This window comes from Pseudomonas resinovorans NBRC 106553 (assembly GCF_000412695.1).
Taxonomy (GTDB): domain Bacteria; phylum Pseudomonadota; class Gammaproteobacteria; order Pseudomonadales; family Pseudomonadaceae; genus Metapseudomonas; species Metapseudomonas resinovorans_A.
On record NC_021499.1, the window covers coordinates 1,559,760 to 1,574,761 of the forward strand.

The following is a 15,002-nucleotide window of genomic DNA, read 5'->3' on the forward strand; positions in this document are numbered from 1 at the left end:
GCGGAGGTGGTTCCATGAAATCCCTGAAAACCCTGGCCTGGCTGCTGTCGTTGACGCTGCTGGTGGGTCGTTGCGTCTGGGCGGAGGACCTGCCCAGCGTCGAGCTGAGCGCCTCGGAGGAAGCCGAGGTCGAGTCCATGGTGCTGCCAGTGCCCGCCGCCTGGAAGGGCGACTTCGAGGGTATGCGCGAGCGTCGCCTGGTGCGCATCCTGGTGCCCTACAGCAAGACCTTCTATGCCGTCGACCGCGGACGCCAGCGAGGCATCGCCTACGAGATCGGCAGGGCGCTGGAAGGCTGGCTGAACAAGAACCACCCGTACAAGAACAAGTCGTTGCAGTGGCGCGTGGCGTTCTTCCCGGTCGACCGCGGCGAACTGCTCGACAAGCTGGTGGCGGGGGAGGGGGACATCGCCGCCGGTGGCCTGGCGATCACCGACAAGCGCCAGCAATCGGTGGACTTCTCCACGCCCTTTGCCAGTGGCGTGCGTGAAGTGGTGGTGACCGGGCCGAAGAGCGACAAGATCGAGAAGCTGGACGACCTGGCCGGCAAGGAGGTGATGGTGCGGCCTTCCAGCAGCTATTACGAACACCTCATCGAGCTCAACGCCAGCTTCCGTGAGCGGGGGCTCGAGCCCATCGTGATCAAACCGGCCGACGAGAACCTGGAGTCCGAGGACCTGCTGGAGATGGTCAACGCCGGCCTGGTCAACGCCATAGTGGTCGACCGCTATATCGCCGACTCCTGGAACTCGATGCTCAAGAACCTGGTGATCCACGTGGACATGCCGGTGCGCGACGATGTCCAGCTGGCCTGGGCCGTGCGCAAGGACAGCCCGCAGTTGCTCAAGGCGCTGGATGGTTTCGTCAAGACCCACAAGCTGGGCACCACCTTCGGCAACAGCCTGCGCAACAAGTACGTGAAGAACAGCAAGGCACTCTACGACGCCACCGATGAGGAGGAGCTCAAGCGCTTCGCCGAGCTGGTGGGGCTGTTCGAGAAGCACGCCGGTACCTACGACTTCGACTACCTGATGCTGATGGCCCAGGGCTTCCAGGAATCCCAGCTGGACCAGAAGGCCCGCAGCCATCGCGGCGCGGTGGGTGTGATGCAACTGATGCCCAGCACCGCCGCCGACCCCAGCGTGGGCATCGCCGAGATCGACAAGAGCGCCGACCGCAATATCGAGGCGGGCAGCAAGTACATGCGGCTGTTGGCCGACAAGTACCTGAACGACCCCGGCCTGACGCCGATGAACCGCACCCTGATGACCTTCGCCGCCTACAACGCCGGGCCCGGCAACCTGCGCAAGTTCCGCCGCCTGGCGGAGAAGTCGGGGCTGGACAAGAACGTCTGGTTCGGCAACGTCGAGCATGCCGCCGCACGGGTGGTGGGGCGCGAGACGGTGGACTACGTGGGCAACATCTACAAGTACTACGTGGCCTACAAGCTGTCTCGCGACAAGGAGATGGCGAAGGCCCGCAATGTCAACGCGGTGACTCCGTAGCGGGTAGCGCGGATGCAATCCGGGAAGAACCCACCGCCTCCCCGGATTTCATCCGGGCTACGACTCCGAGTGCAGCGATACCCATCCTCTCCCACGAACAGCATGGGTATCGCTCCGCTCAACCCATCCTACGAGTTACGAGCACAAACTGATGCCCAAACCGACCTGATATCGGGCAGAGAGTTGAAGCCGCGCCAAACACCCCTTCAGGAGGCCGAGCGGAATCGTTGTGGAGGGGGACGAGCGGCATGGATGCCGCGAGAGGCGCGCAGGGCCATGGATGGCCCTTCGCGCCGTGCCCCCGGAGCGACGATGCAGCGAGGGGAGTTTGGCGCAGCCAAACCCGGATGTCGGGGCGAGCCCTTTGCTTCCTTTGGGTGGTGCGGCATTCCGACGACTGCCAAAGGAAGTCGCCCGGGAAGGCGAAACGGAAACCCGAAGCACGCTCGGAAATCAGCTGAGCAACAGAATGCCAATCCAGCGTGAACATCCTCCGCGAAGAAAAAAAGCGGGCACCCCTCCCGGGATGCCCGCCTTTTTCGTCGCGACTCAGACCAGGGTCAGGGTCACGTCGATGTTGCCGCGGGTGGCGTTGGAGTAGGGGCACACGATGTGGGCCTTGTCGACGATGGCGCGGGCTTCCTCGCGGTCCAGGCCGGGGAGGTCGATGCGAAGTTCCACCTCGATGCCGAAGCCGGTGGGGATGGCGCCGATGCCTACGATGCCTTCGATGGAGGTGTCGGCCGGCAGCTTGTGCTTGTCGCGGGCGGCGACGAACTTCAGGGCGCCGAGGAAGCAGGCCGAATATCCGGCCGCGAACAGTTGCTCGGGGTTGGTGCCTTCGCCGCCGGCACCGCCCAGTTCGCGGGGGGTGGTCAGGCTGATGTCGAGTACGCCGTCGGAGGAGATGGCGCGGCCGTCACGGCCGCCGGTGGCTTCTGCGGAGGCGCGGTAGAGAACGTTTTCGATGCTCATGATGGTGTCCTTTTCGGTAGGGGATGCGTGGTGTGCTTGGGTGATTGGGTGGAACGGATCAGCCGTCGTGGTTGATCAGCCATTCCGGGTACAGCGCGCCTTTGCCACTGCGGCTGTTTTCCGGCGGGGCGTCAGCGAAGCTGGCGGAGGAAAACGCGAGGACGGCGGTGAAGGTGATCAGGGCTTTCATGGCGAGTCTCCAGGGTTGGTTTGTTCGTTAATGTTTTGTGCGCTAAGTAACTTGGTGAGGCAGAAATTACCGCTGAGTTATTTTGCGCGCAATATATTTATTAGAGCATTTAGTGCTAACGGCTTTGCTAAATGGGCATAAGGCTCTGGAATGCACCTTGGCTGGCCACGAAGCCCGTGCCGCGGTGGTCTATAGGAACGGGCGCGGGCTGTGGCGCCTTTGTTGTTGTAATAACAAAAGTTTTTGCCTTGCCCGGGTGGGTTCGGCCGGCCGATGGAAGTATTGTGGTTTCCATGAGCGACACATCCTCCCGCTATCTGGAGTCGAGTCCATGCATCCCCGCGTACTTGAGGTAACCGAGCGACTGGTGGCGCGCAGCCGCGCAACCCGCGAGCGCTATCTGGCAATGATCCACAAGGCGGCCAGCGACGGGCCCCTGCGCGGCAAGCTGCAGTGCGCCAACTTCGCCCACGGCGTGGCCGGTTGCGGCGGCGACGACAAGCAGCGCCTGCGCCTGATGGAGTCGGCCAACGTGGCGATAGTCACCGCCTACAACGACATGCTCTCGGCCCACCAGCCCTACGAGGACTACCCCCGGAAGATCCGCCAGGCCCTGCGCGACATCGGTTCGGTGGGGCAGGTGGCCGGTGGCGTGCCGGCCATGTGCGATGGCGTCACCCAGGGCGAGCCGGGCATGGAGCTGGGCATCGCCAGCCGCGAGGTGATCGCCATGTCCACCGCCGTGGCGTTGTCCCACAACATGTTCGATGCGGCGCTGTTCCTCGGCATCTGCGACAAGATCGTCCCCGGCCTGATGATGGGGGCGCTGCGCTTCGGCCACCTGCCGTCGATCTTCGTGCCCGCCGGGCCCATGCCCTCCGGCCTGTCCAACAAGGAAAAGGCCGAAGTGCGCCAGCGCTACGCCGAGGGCAAGGCCAGCCGCGACGAGCTGCTGGAGTCGGAGATGAAGGCCTACCACAGCCCCGGCACCTGCACCTTCTATGGCACCGCCAACACCAACCAGATGCTCATGGAGGTGATGGGCCTGCACCTGCCGGGTGCTTCGTTCGTCAATCCGGATACGCCCCTGCGCGAGGCGCTGACCGTGGAAACCGCGCGCCAGGTCACCCGCCTGACCCGCCAGGGCGGGCAGTTCCTGCCCATCGGCGAGATCGTCGACGAGCGCGTGCTGATCAATGCGGTGGTGGCCCTGCACGCCACCGGCGGCTCCACCAACCACACCCTGCACCTGCCGGCCATCGCCCAGGCGGCGGGGGTCCAGCTCACCTGGCAGGACATGGCCGACCTCTCGGAAGTGGTGCCGACCCTGGCCCACGTCTATCCCAACGGCAAGGCCGACATCAATCACTTCCAGGCCGCCGGCGGCGTGGCCTTCCTGGTGCGCGAGCTGCTCGACGCCGGTCTGCTCCATGAGGACGTCAACACCGTGATGGGGCGTGGCCTGCGCCACTACACCCGCGAGCCGTTCCTTGAGGACGGCGCGCTGGTCTGGCGCGAAGGCCCGGCGACCAGCCTCGACGAGAGCATCCTGCGGCCGGCCGCGCGACCCTTCTCGCCGGAGGGTGGCCTGCGGGTGATGACGGGCAACCTCGGTCGCGGCGTGATGAAGGTGTCCGCCGTCGCCCCGGAACACCAGGTGGTGGAGGCGCCGGCGCGGATCTTCCACGACCAGCAGGCCCTGGCCGATGCCTTCCAGGCCGGCGAGCTGGATCGCGACCTGGTGGCGGTGCTGCGCTTCCAGGGCCCGCGCAGCAACGGCATGCCCGAGCTGCACAAGCTGACCCCTTTCCTGGGTGTGTTGCAGGATCGCGGCTTCAAGGTGGCGCTGGTCACCGACGGGCGCATGTCCGGCGCCTCGGGCAAGATTCCGGCGGCCATCCATGTCTGCCCGGAAGCCTTCGACGGCGGCCCGTTGGCGCGGCTGCGCGACGGCGACCTGATTCGCGTGGACGGCGTCACCGGCACCCTGGAAGTACGGCTGGACGCCGCCGAGTTCGCCGCCCGCGAACCGGCCCGCTGGGACCTGCAACCCAACGTCGGCACCGGCCGGGAACTCTTCGCCTTCATGCGCGAGTCGTTCAGTTCGGCGGAAGAGGGCGCCAGCGCCTTCACCCGCAACCTGGCAAGCCTGACGTGAAGCTGGCGCTGGTCGGCGACCTCGGCCGCTAGCTCGCCGACCTCGGCCTGGCAGTGGGCAGCCTAGGCGGTGCCCCCCGGCACCTGTGGCTGTCCGCAGGTGAGTTTCACAATCTTCGGTAGGAGGTTTCCGGTGTTTTTTCCCGGGTGTCGTCGGCGGACTACACTCCGGGCACCGGGCTGGCGTAGCCCAAGTACGACAAGGTTAAGGATATCCATGAGAAAATTCGCGGTAACCACCGGACATCTCCTGCTGTTGATCGTTGCCGTCGCTCTACTGACCTTCTGGGGGGTACGTGCCTACACGGCATGGCGTTCACCACCACCGCAGCTCTGGCACACCTTCGTGCCCAAGGAGCTGACAGTGGAAGAAATGGACCGCTCCAACTGGACCCAGTACCTGGACCGCGAAGCGCAGCTCTTCGCCGATGTGCGCAGCCAGGTGAGCGACAAGCTCCCGGACGAGGCGAAGACCCCGAGTAATCGCTACTACCCGGGCGCGCGGGTCTACCCGCCGAGCCTCGCCAATGACTGGAACCGTTCCTACGTGATGGAGCCCCGGGGTCCCGTGCGCGGCGCCGTGGTGCTGCTCCATGGCCTGACCGACACGCCCTTCAGCCTGCGCCATGTCGCCCAGCTCTACGCCGAGCAGGGCTTCGTCGCCATCGGCCTGCGCATTCCGGCCCACGGCACGGTGCCGGCGGCGCTCACCAGCGTCACCTGGGAAGACTGGATGGCCGGCACCCGACTTGCGGTGCGCGAGGCCAAGCGGCGCATCCAGCCGGACATGCCGCTGCACCTGGTGGGCTTCTCCAACGGCGGCGCGCTGGCCTTGAAGTACGCCATGGACAGCCTGGAGGACCCGGCCCTGGCTCGCGCCGACCGGCTGATCCTGCTCTCGCCGATGATCGGCATCACCCGTTTCGCCCGCTTCGCCGGCCTGGCTTCGGTACCGGCCTTCTTCCCGCCATTCGCCAAGTCCGCCTGGCTCGGCATCGTGCCGGAGTTCAACCCCTTCAAGTACAACTCCTTCCCGGTCAACGGCGCGCGCCAGACCCACCGCCTGACTACCACCCTGCAGCAGCAGGTGACGCGCCTGGCCCGCCTGGAGGTGTTCAACGAGTTGCCACCGATACTGACCTTCCAGTCGGTGATGGATTACACCGTGAGTACCTCGGCCATTCTCTACGCGCTCTATGAGCACCTGCCGCAGAACGGCAGCGAGCTGGTGCTCTACGACGTCAACCGTGCCTCGGTATTCGGCCCGCTGATGCGCTCGGCTTCCGAGGTGGCCCTGTCGCGCATCCTGCCGCCGTTGCCGCACAAGTACGGCATCACGGTAGTGGGCAACGCCGCGCCCAACTCCACCGACACGGTGGCCCGCACCACGGTGGCGGGTGGACGGGAGGAGCAAGTGGAGGACCTGCACATCGAGTACCCGAAGGACATCTTCTCGCTGTCCCACGTCGCGGTGCCTTTCCCGATGGACGATCCCTTGTACGGCATGCGCCCGGCCCCCGGCTCCGATGCCGAGTACGGGGTCAACCTGGGAACCCTGGCGGCGAGGGGCGAGCGGGGCGCGCTGATCGTCCAGCTGGATTCACTGTTCCGCACCACCTCCAACCCCTTCTTCCCCTACCAGATGCAGCGCATCGATGGGGCGATCCGCGATCCGAAGCCCCAGCATGCCGGCCTGGCGCCACGCAGCACGGTGCCGGAGCCGACCCCGCCGGCGACCTACGAGGCCGATATCGAGAAGTTCCTCAACGAGTCGACCGAGGACTACGACAGCCAGCCGTTCTGACGTCCCAACCTGCAACAGCCCGCTGGCCCGGATGGAATCCGGGCCAGTTCCGTAGGATGGGTTGAGCGGAGCGATACCCATCACACCGACCGATGGCTATCGCTCAGCTCAACGGAACGCCGCCCGACCCATCCTACGACTCTGTAGAGAACTCGAACCCGCGCCCTAGCTCGGTTCTTCGTCGTTGGGGTAGCGACTGGCGTTCAGGCTTTCCTTGATCTTGCGCAGGTGCGGCTGGAAGTCCACGCCGCGGCGCAGGGTCATGCCGGTGGCGAGCACATCGAGCACGGTGAGCTGGATGATCCGCGAGGTCATCGGCATGTAGATGTCGGTGTCCTCCGGCAGGGGAATGTCCAGGCTCAGGGTGCTGGCCCTGGCCAGCGGCGAGCCGGCGGCGGTGAGGCCGAGCACCGAGGCACCGTTCTGCCGTGCCAGGCGCGCCACCTCCACCAGTTCGCGGGTGCGCCCGGTGTAGGAAATGATCACGAACAGATCCCCCGTGTGGGCCACCGACGCCAGCATGCGCTGCATCAGCACGTCGGAGTGGGCGGACACCGCGAGGTTGAAGCGGAAGAACTTGTGCTGGGCGTCCAGGGCCACCGAGGCCGAGGCGCCGAGGCCGAAGAAGTGGATCTGCCGGGCCTGGATCATCAGGTCCACGGCGCGGCTGATCACCTGCGGGTCGAGGCTCTGGCAGGCGCTGTCGAGGGAGGCGATGGCACTGCCGAAGATCTTCCGCGTGTAGGCCTCGGGGCCGTCGTCGGCTTCCACCGCGCGGCTCACGTAGGCGGCGCCGCTGGCCAGGCTCTGGGCCAGCTGCATCTTCAGTTCCGGGTAGCCGTTGACGCTGAAGGAGCGGCAGAAGCGGTTCACCGTCGGCTCGCTGACCTGCGCCGCCTGGGCCAGGGCGGCGATGCTGAAGCGGGTGGCCTGCTGCGGGTCGCGCAGGATGACTTCGGCCACCTTGCGCTCGGCCTTGTTCAGTTCGCCGAGGCGGTTCTGGATCTGTTCCAGCAGGTTGTGCACGCGGTCCATCTGGATTCCTGGAAAGGGGCCGGCAATCGGTGGCTTATCCTACTGAGCGCACCCAGGCGCAGCCACCGCAATCTAGCGTCAGGGTAAATGTAGTTTTATTACTACATTTTGTCTTGCTGCGAGCCTGGGGCGGGTGTATTCATAGGGCCGTGTTTGCTAGAAGAACAAATATCATGGCCTCACATCCTGTCGAACCCTGCACCCTGGCGCTGTTCGGCGGCCTCGGCGACCTGGCGCTGCGCAAGCTGTTTCCCGCGCTCTATCAGCTGGACCGCGCCGGCCTGCTGCCCTCCGATACGCGCATCCTGGCCCTGGGCCGCGAGACGGGCGACGCCGCCGGACGCGTCGCCGCCATCGGTGCGCACCTGCGCCGCCATGTGCCGGCCGGTGAGCTGGAGGAGGGCGCCGTGCAGCGCTTCCTGGCGCGGCTCGACTACCTGGCCATGGACTTCCTCGAGCCCGAGGCCTACCCGGCCCTGGCCGACAAGCTCGGCCCCCTGATGCGGCTGATCGCCTACTTCGCCACGCCCGCTTCCGTATATGGCGCCATCTGCGCGGGCCTGGCCGCCAACGGCCTGGCCGACGAACGCACCCGGGTGGTGCTGGAAAAACCCATAGGCGCCGACCTGGAGTCCTCCCACGCGGTGAACGACGCGGTCGCCGCGCACTTCCCGGAGAACCGCACCTACCGGATCGACCACTACCTGGGCAAGGAAACGGTGCAGAACCTGATCGCCCTGCGCTTCGCCAACAGCCTGTTCGAGACCCAGTGGAACCAGCACCACATCTCCCACGTGGAGATCACCGTGGCCGAGCAGGTGGGCATCGAGGGGCGCTGGGGCTACTTCGACCAGGCCGGCCAGCTGCGCGACATGATCCAGAACCACCTGCTGCAGCTGCTCTGCCTGATCGCCATGGACCCTCCCAGCGACCTCTCCGCCGACAGCATCCGCGACGAGAAGGTGAAGGTCCTCAAGGCCCTGGCGCCGATCGCCCCGGAGCAGCTCGGCCAGCAGGTGGTACGCGGCCAGTACGTGGCGGGCAGCATCCTCGGCCAGCCGGTGCCCGGCTACCTGGAAGAGGACAACGCCAATACCCACAGCGACACCGAGACCTTCGTCGCCCTGCGCGCGGAAATCCGCAACTGGCGCTGGTCCGGCGTGCCCTTCTACCTGCGTACCGGCAAGCGCATGCCGCAGAAGCTTTCGCAGATCGTCTTACACTTCAAGGAACCGCCGCACCATATCTTCGCTCCCGAGCAGCGGCCGCTGATCAACAACCGGCTGGTGATCCGCCTGCAGCCGGACGAGGGTATTTCCCTGCAGGTGATGACCAAGGAGCAGGGCCTGGACAAGGGTATGCAGCTGCGCAGCGACCCGTTGCAGCTGAGCTTCTCCAATACCTACCGCAGCGCGCGGATTCCGGATGCCTACGAGCGTCTGCTGCTGGAAGTGATGAGGGGCAAGCAGAACCTCTTCGTGCGCAAGGACGAAATCGAGCACGCCTGGAAGTGGTGCGACCAGTTGATCGCCGGCTGGCGGCAGCAGGGCGACGCGCCCAGGCCATATGCGGCGGGAACCTGGGGGCCGACGGCCTCCATTGCATTGATCACCCGTGATGGCAGGAGCTGGTATGGCGATCTGTAATCTCGACCTGCCGACGCAGGTCACCGGGCTCAGCCTCGGCAGCCCCGAACAATTGGCCGGTGAACTGGCCATCACCGTGGCCAACGCCCTGCGCGACGCCATCGACAGCCATGGTTCGGCCGTGCTGGTGGTGTCCGGCGGGCGCAGCCCGGTGGCCTTCTTCGAGCGCCTGCGTGGCCAGGAACTGGATTGGTCGAAGGTCACCGTCAGCCTGGCCGACGAACGCTTCGTGCCGGTCGGCCACCCCGATAGCAATGAAGGACTGGTGCGCCGCCACCTGTTGCAGGGGCCGGCCGCCAAGGCGCGGCTGCTGGGCCTCTACCACGCCGCGCCGAGCCTGGAGGAAGCCGCTCGCCTGGCCGACGCGGCCCTGGCCGAACTGGGGCGCATCGACGTGCTGGTGCTGGGCATGGGGGAAGATGGCCATACCGCCTCGCTGTTCCCCGCCAGCCCGAACCTGGAGCTGGCGCTGAGCCCCGGCTGCCGGCAGCGCTGCCTGCCCATGCAGGCACCCGGCGTGCCGCGCCAGCGCCTGTCCCTGACCCTGCCGCTGCTGGCCAGCGCGCACCTGACGCTGCTGGCGCTGCAGGGCCAGGCCAAGTTGGCCACCCTGGAAGACGCCCTGGCGGGGGATGACGTGGCGGCCATGCCGATCCGCGCCTTCCTGCGCCGTCCACTGGAAATCCACTGGTGCCCTTGAGCCCGAAGGAACGCCCATGACCAGTCTCCCCACCCATCGGGCCAATAGTCGCGAAGCCGTGCCGAGCATGGCGGACAAGGCTGCCCTGATCGACGTCCTCTGCGGCGCGGCGCGCATCCTTCCGGTGATCACCATCGAGCGCGAGCAGGATGTCCTGCCCCTGGCCGACGCCCTGGCCGCCGGGGGCCTGCATACCCTGGAAATCACCCTGCGCTCGGAGCATGGGCTGTCCGCCATCCGCACCCTGCGCGAAGAGCGTCCGGAGCTCTGTGTCGGCGCCGGCACCGTGCTGGACGAGTGGATGCTGGCCGAGGCCGAGGCCGCCGGCTCGCAGTTCATCGTCACCCCCGGCTGCACCGCCGAGTTGCTGCGTGCCGGCGTCTACAGCCCGCTGCCGCTGCTGCCCGGCATCGCCAGCGCGTCTGAAATCATGCTCGGCCACGCCCTGGGCTACCGGCGCTTCAAGCTGTTCCCGGCGGAGCTCTGCGGCGGCGTCAGGGCCATCCAGGCCTTCGCCGGGCCCTTCCCGGGCATCCGCTTCTGCCCCACCGGCGGCGTCAAACCCGACAACCTCCGCGACTACATGGCCCAGCCCAACGTGATGTGCGTGGGCGGCAGCTGGATGATGGACAAGGACTGGGTCCGGCGCGGCGATTGGCAGCGCATCCAGGATGTCACCGCCGAGGCGCTGGCGCTGCTGGTCTGAGGGCTGCTCGTAGGATGGGTCGGGCGGCGTTCCGTTGAGCCTGCGATACCCATCGGCCGATGTGATGGGTATCGCTTCGCTCGACCCATCCTACGGTGCTGGGGCTTCGCGCGGCGAATTGCCGTTGTAGGAGCGAATTCATTCGCGATCGGGCAGCGCAGCTGCCCTCAGCATGTGATGGGCAGGCCTTCGACCTGCTTCGCGAATGAATTCGCTCCTACGGTTCCCTTCCCCTGATCTGTGCCTTCCCCTGTGAGGGATTCCGCCAAACGGTTTGCTGAAACGATTTACCTAATGGAAAAACCGCGTTAAAACCGACTCCAGTGGTTTCGATCCAGAGGAAAGCGCAATGACCGACAACAACAACCTCGACGCCCTGTTCCCCACTGCCGAGCAGATCCCCGAACGCTACCGCCCCGGTGCCGCCATCGAGCAGCGCGAATACCTGGTGGGCGGTGAGCTGCTGCGCTGGGACGGCCCCCTGGCGGCGGTGCGCAGCCCGATTTTCCTGGCCAGCGAGCAGGGCGACCAGCAGGTGGTGCTGGGCAGTACGCCGCTGCTGGATGCCGAGGCCGCCCTCGCCGCGCTGGACGCGGCCGTTGCCGCCTACGACCACGGCCAGGGTCTCTGGCCGAACCTGCGGGTCGCCGAGCGCATCAGTCATGTGGAGAAGTTCCTCACCCGCATGCGCGAGCAGCGCGAGGCGGTGGTGCGCTTGCTGATGTGGGAGATCGGCAAGAACCTCAAGGATTCCGAGAAGGAGTTCGACCGCACCTGCGACTACATCGTCGACACCATCGAGGCGCTCAAGGAGCTGGACCGCCGCTCCAGCCGCTTCGAGCTGGAGCAGGGCACCCTCGGCCAGATCCGCCGCGTGCCCCTGGGCGTGGCCCTGTGCATGGGGCCCTACAACTACCCGCTGAACGAGACCTTCACCACCCTGATCCCGGCGCTGATCATGGGCAACACCGTGGTGTTCAAGCCGGCCAAGTTCGGCGTGCTGCTGATCCGTCCGCTGCTGGAGGCCTTCCGCGACAGCTTCCCGCCGGGCGTCATCAACATCATCTACGGCCGAGGCCGGGAAACCGTCAGCGCCATCATGGCCAGCGGCAAGGTGGACGTGTTCGCCTTCATCGGCACCCACTCCGGCGCCGCCGACCTGAAGAAGCTGCACCCACGGCCCCACCGCCTGCGCGCGGCCCTCGGCCTGGACGCGAAGAACCCCGGCATCGTCCTGCCCCAGGTGGACCTGGACAACGCGGTGAGCGAGGCCATCACCGGCGCGCTGTCGTTCAACGGCCAGCGTTGCACCGCGCTGAAGATCCTCTTCGTCCACCAGGACGTGCTCGAGCCCTTCCTCGACAGGTTCTGCGCGAAGCTGGCCGCCCTCAAGCCGGGCATGCCCTGGCTTGAGGGCGTAGCCCTGACCCCGCTGCCCGAGCCGGGCAAGGTGGCCTACCTCAGCGGACTGCTGGAGGACGCCGTGGCCAAGGGCGCCAGGGTGGTCAACCCAGGCGGCGGCTGCCACCGCCGGAGCTTCTTCTACCCGGCGGTGCTGAGCCCGGTGACCCCGGACATGCGCCTCTACCAGGAGGAACAGTTCGGCCCGCTGATCCCGGTGGTGCCCTACCGCGAGCTGGAGGAGGTGATCGACTACGTGCTGCACTCGGACTACGGCCAGCAGCTCAGCCTGTTCGGGAATGATCCGGCGCAAGTGGGTCGCCTGGTGGATGCCTTCGCCAACCAGGTGGGGCGCATCAACATCAACGCCCAGTGCCAGCGCGGCCCGGACACCTTCCCCTTCAATGGGCGCAAGAACTCCGCTGAGGGGACCCTCTCGGTGCATGACGCGCTGCGGGTGTTCTCGATCCGGACGCTGGTGGCCACGAAGTTCGATGAGCGAAACAAGGCGCTGGTGAGCGAGATCATCCGCGCCCGCGCATCGAATTTCCTGACTACGGATTACATTTTCTGAGGGGGATCTGGCGCGTCTGTAGGATGGGTAGAGCCTGCGAAACCCATCAACCGCGGTGCTCGGCCATCGATGGGTTTCGCTCCGCTCTACCCATCCTACAAATGGCTTTTGTGCAGGACCTGCCGGGCGATCAGTCTTCCGGCAGGTTGGCGTAGATCTTTTCCAGGGTGCCGTTGAGCTTGGCGATCTGTGCCTCGCTGAGGCCCTGGAAGCTGTTGGTGAAGATGTGCGCGGTGTTCACCTGGATCTCTTCCACCATGTGCCGGCCCTTGTCGGTGATGGTCACCTGGGTGACGCGGCCGTCGTTGGCGCAGGGGGCGGTGTCCACCAGGCCGTCGTCCTTCATGCGGTAGACGATCTTGGTGACGGTGGAAAGCTTGGCGATGGCGTGCTCGGAGATCTCCGAGATGCTCGACTGGCCGTTCTCCTTGAGGATGAACAGGATTCGCCAGCGCGGGATGTCCAGGTCGATCTTCTTCAGGGTCTTTTCCATGGCCATGTTGTAGCGGCCATAGACGCGGGCGATCCAGTAGAAGGGGAATTCCTCCTTCTTGAAGTCGTCGCTGGCGGGGTTGTAGCGGTTGAGGCGCTTTTTCGGGGTGCTCATGCGAGTGGGGCAAGGTTCATGCTGACAGGGGGAGAGTTATAGGGGGTTGCGCGGACGCTGTCGACAGCCATCTGGGCCCGTCTTGATCCGGGTCAGCATTCACCGGCCACCCCATGGGGCAACCGGTGTCGCTCAGCCGTGCAGGAAGCGCTGGGCCAGGTCCAGCTGGGAGTGCGCCAGCTGGTGCAACTCCTGGCCGATCTGGGTACTGCGCTGGGCCTGGCCGGCGCTCTGTTCGGCGAGGCCGGCGATGCGTTCGATCTGCCGGCTGATCTCCTCGGCCACCTGGCCCTGTTCTTCGATGGCGGTGGCCATCTGCAGGCTCATGCCGCTGACCTGGCCCACTTCGCCGCTGATGCGCCGCAGGGCCTCGCGTACCTGCTCGACATCCGCGCTCGATTGCCGCGCGGCCTGCTCGCCGCGCTGGGCGGTGGCCAGGGCCTGGGCGCTGCCGTTGCGCAGGCGTTCGATGGACTGCTGGATCTGCCCGGTGGAATCGCGGGTACGCGAGGCCAGGGTGCGCACCTCGTCGGCCACCACCGCGAAGCCCCGGCCGGACTCGCCGGCGCGCGCCGCTTCGATGGCCGCGTTCAGCGCCAGCAGGTTGGTCTGCTCGGCGATGCTCTGGATCACCTCGGCGATGCCGCTGATGGACTCGATGGACTCGGCGAGCTGGCCGACCGCCGCGCCTATGTCCTCCACCGAGCCGCGCAGGGTCTGCATCGAGGCCTGGCTCTGGCCGGCGAGGCGATCGCCGTCCCGCGCCAACTGGTCCACCGCCTGGGTGGCCTGGGCGCTGTCCTGCAGGTTGCGCGACAACTCCTGGATGGTGCAGCTCATCTGCTGCACGGCCGCCGCCGACTGCTCGGTTTCCTCCAGCTGGCGTTCCAGCTGGCCGGCCTCGCTGGCCACCAGCGCGGAGGATTCCCCGGCGCGGTGACGCAGGATGTCGCCGTTGATATGGATGCGCGCCATCACCGTGCGCAGGCGCAATTGCAGGTTGCCCATGGCCATGTCCAGCAGGGCGTCGGCACCACCCCGCCGGCTGTAGGCCGGCGCCAGCAAGGGGTCGCTGTACACCTGTGGATAACTCGCCAGGCCGGCGCTCACGCCGCGTCGCCGTGCGTGGACGGCCTGCAGGCCGATGGCGCCCAGGCCGCCGAGCAGGGCCAGGCCAAGGCTGGCATCCAGTTGCCCGGCCAGGGTGGCGCCGGCCAGCAGCAGGGCGGCGAGGGCGGCGAGGCTGTACTCGCCGGACAGGCGCAGTGCGCGCGCCGCCAGTGACTCGGCGGGCTTGCCCTGGCGCAGGCGTGCGTAGAGGGCCTCGGCGCGCAGGCAGGCCTCGCGCCCCATGGGGTGGTAGACGGTGCCCAGGGCCACCAGTTGGCCGTTGTCGAACAGCGGCACCACGTAGAGGTCGCTCCAGAACACGCCGCCTTCGACGTGGCGGCCCATCAGCGGGCCGTTCCAGGGCACGCCGGCACGCAGGGTCTGCCACATGCGCTCGATCACCCGCGCCGGCATGCCGGGGTGGTTGATCTGCTGGAATGGTTGGTTCAACAGCGCCTCGCGCGGGTAGCCGCACAGCTCCAGGTAGGCGTCGTTGCAATGCAGTACCCGGCCTTCCGGGTCGAGGCGGGAAATCGGTGGCTCAGCGAAGGCCTGTGCGTTCATGGGGTCCTCCATGGATGGGGCCCGGCCT

At 66.6% G+C, this 15,002-nt stretch carries 12 protein-coding genes; 7 read left to right on the plus strand and 5 right to left on the minus strand.

Features of this window, described 5'->3' with window-relative positions:
• Nucleotides 1–14 precede the first annotated feature (14 nt).
• Nucleotides 15–1,505, plus strand: a complete 1,491-nt coding sequence (locus tag PCA10_RS07220) for an MltF family protein (protein ID WP_016491390.1) — start codon at nucleotides 15–17, stop codon at nucleotides 1,503–1,505.
• Nucleotides 1,506–2,054: 549 nt separating this feature from the next.
• Here the strand turns inward: PCA10_RS07220 and PCA10_RS07225 are convergent.
• Together PCA10_RS07225 and PCA10_RS31090 are read right to left on the minus strand one after the other, a co-directional pair.
• Nucleotides 2,055–2,480 carry an organic hydroperoxide resistance protein gene (locus PCA10_RS07225; RefSeq protein ID WP_016491391.1) on the minus strand — a complete coding sequence of 142 codons (426 nt, stop codon included), beginning with the start codon at nucleotides 2,478–2,480 and terminating at the stop codon, nucleotides 2,055–2,057.
• 58 nt (nucleotides 2,481–2,538) lie between these two features.
• Nucleotides 2,539–2,670: a hypothetical protein gene (locus PCA10_RS31090; RefSeq protein WP_016491392.1), complete on the minus strand. Its 132-nt coding sequence runs from the start codon at nucleotides 2,668–2,670 to the stop codon at nucleotides 2,539–2,541.
• Between the two features lie 331 nt (nucleotides 2,671–3,001).
• On the opposite strand from PCA10_RS31090, the gene edd reads away from it, so the two are divergent.
• Both edd and PCA10_RS07235 read left to right on the plus strand, forming a co-directional pair.
• Nucleotides 3,002–4,828 (plus strand): phosphogluconate dehydratase, encoded by a 1,827-nt coding sequence (gene edd / locus PCA10_RS07230; RefSeq protein WP_016491393.1) that lies wholly within the window; start codon nucleotides 3,002–3,004, stop codon nucleotides 4,826–4,828.
• Between the two features lie 216 nt (nucleotides 4,829–5,044).
• Nucleotides 5,045–6,631, plus strand: a complete 1,587-nt coding sequence (locus tag PCA10_RS07235) for an alpha/beta hydrolase (RefSeq protein ID WP_016491394.1) — start codon at nucleotides 5,045–5,047, stop codon at nucleotides 6,629–6,631.
• A gap of 165 nt (nucleotides 6,632–6,796) precedes the next feature.
• On the opposite strand, the gene PCA10_RS07240 is transcribed toward PCA10_RS07235, so the two are convergent.
• Nucleotides 6,797–7,666 carry a MurR/RpiR family transcriptional regulator gene (locus PCA10_RS07240; RefSeq protein WP_016491395.1) on the minus strand — a complete coding sequence of 290 codons (870 nt, stop codon included), beginning with the start codon at nucleotides 7,664–7,666 and terminating at the stop codon, nucleotides 6,797–6,799.
• Nucleotides 7,667–7,839: 173 nt separating this feature from the next.
• Between PCA10_RS07240 and zwf the strand changes: the two genes are divergently transcribed.
• The 4 genes from zwf (at nucleotide 7,840) to PCA10_RS07260 (ending at nucleotide 12,693) form a co-directional block, all read left to right on the plus strand.
• Nucleotides 7,840–9,312, plus strand: a complete 1,473-nt coding sequence (zwf, locus tag PCA10_RS07245; protein WP_016491396.1) for a glucose-6-phosphate dehydrogenase — start codon at nucleotides 7,840–7,842, stop codon at nucleotides 9,310–9,312.
• A complete protein-coding gene (gene pgl, locus PCA10_RS07250; RefSeq protein ID WP_016491397.1) occupies nucleotides 9,299–10,012 on the plus strand; it encodes a 6-phosphogluconolactonase in 714 nt (237 codons plus the stop codon). The genes zwf and pgl overlap by 14 nt, the downstream gene beginning before the upstream one ends.
• Nucleotides 10,013–10,028: 16 nt before the next feature.
• Nucleotides 10,029–10,718: a bifunctional 4-hydroxy-2-oxoglutarate aldolase/2-dehydro-3-deoxy-phosphogluconate aldolase gene (locus PCA10_RS07255; protein ID WP_016491398.1), complete on the plus strand. Its 690-nt coding sequence runs from the start codon at nucleotides 10,029–10,031 to the stop codon at nucleotides 10,716–10,718.
• Nucleotides 10,719–11,067: 349 nt separating this feature from the next.
• Nucleotides 11,068–12,693 carry an NADP-dependent glyceraldehyde-3-phosphate dehydrogenase gene (locus PCA10_RS07260; protein WP_016491399.1) on the plus strand — a complete coding sequence of 542 codons (1,626 nt, stop codon included), beginning with the start codon at nucleotides 11,068–11,070 and terminating at the stop codon, nucleotides 12,691–12,693.
• A gap of 130 nt (nucleotides 12,694–12,823) precedes the next feature.
• Here the strand turns inward: PCA10_RS07260 and PCA10_RS07265 are convergent, their stop codons facing one another.
• Together PCA10_RS07265 and PCA10_RS07270 are read right to left on the minus strand one after the other, a co-directional pair.
• Nucleotides 12,824–13,300: a MarR family winged helix-turn-helix transcriptional regulator gene (locus PCA10_RS07265; protein WP_016491400.1), complete on the minus strand. Its 477-nt coding sequence runs from the start codon at nucleotides 13,298–13,300 to the stop codon at nucleotides 12,824–12,826.
• A gap of 132 nt (nucleotides 13,301–13,432) precedes the next feature.
• Nucleotides 13,433–14,974 (minus strand): methyl-accepting chemotaxis protein, encoded by a 1,542-nt coding sequence (locus PCA10_RS07270; protein WP_016491401.1) that lies wholly within the window; start codon nucleotides 14,972–14,974, stop codon nucleotides 13,433–13,435.
• Nucleotides 14,975–15,002: the final 28 nt, after the last annotated feature.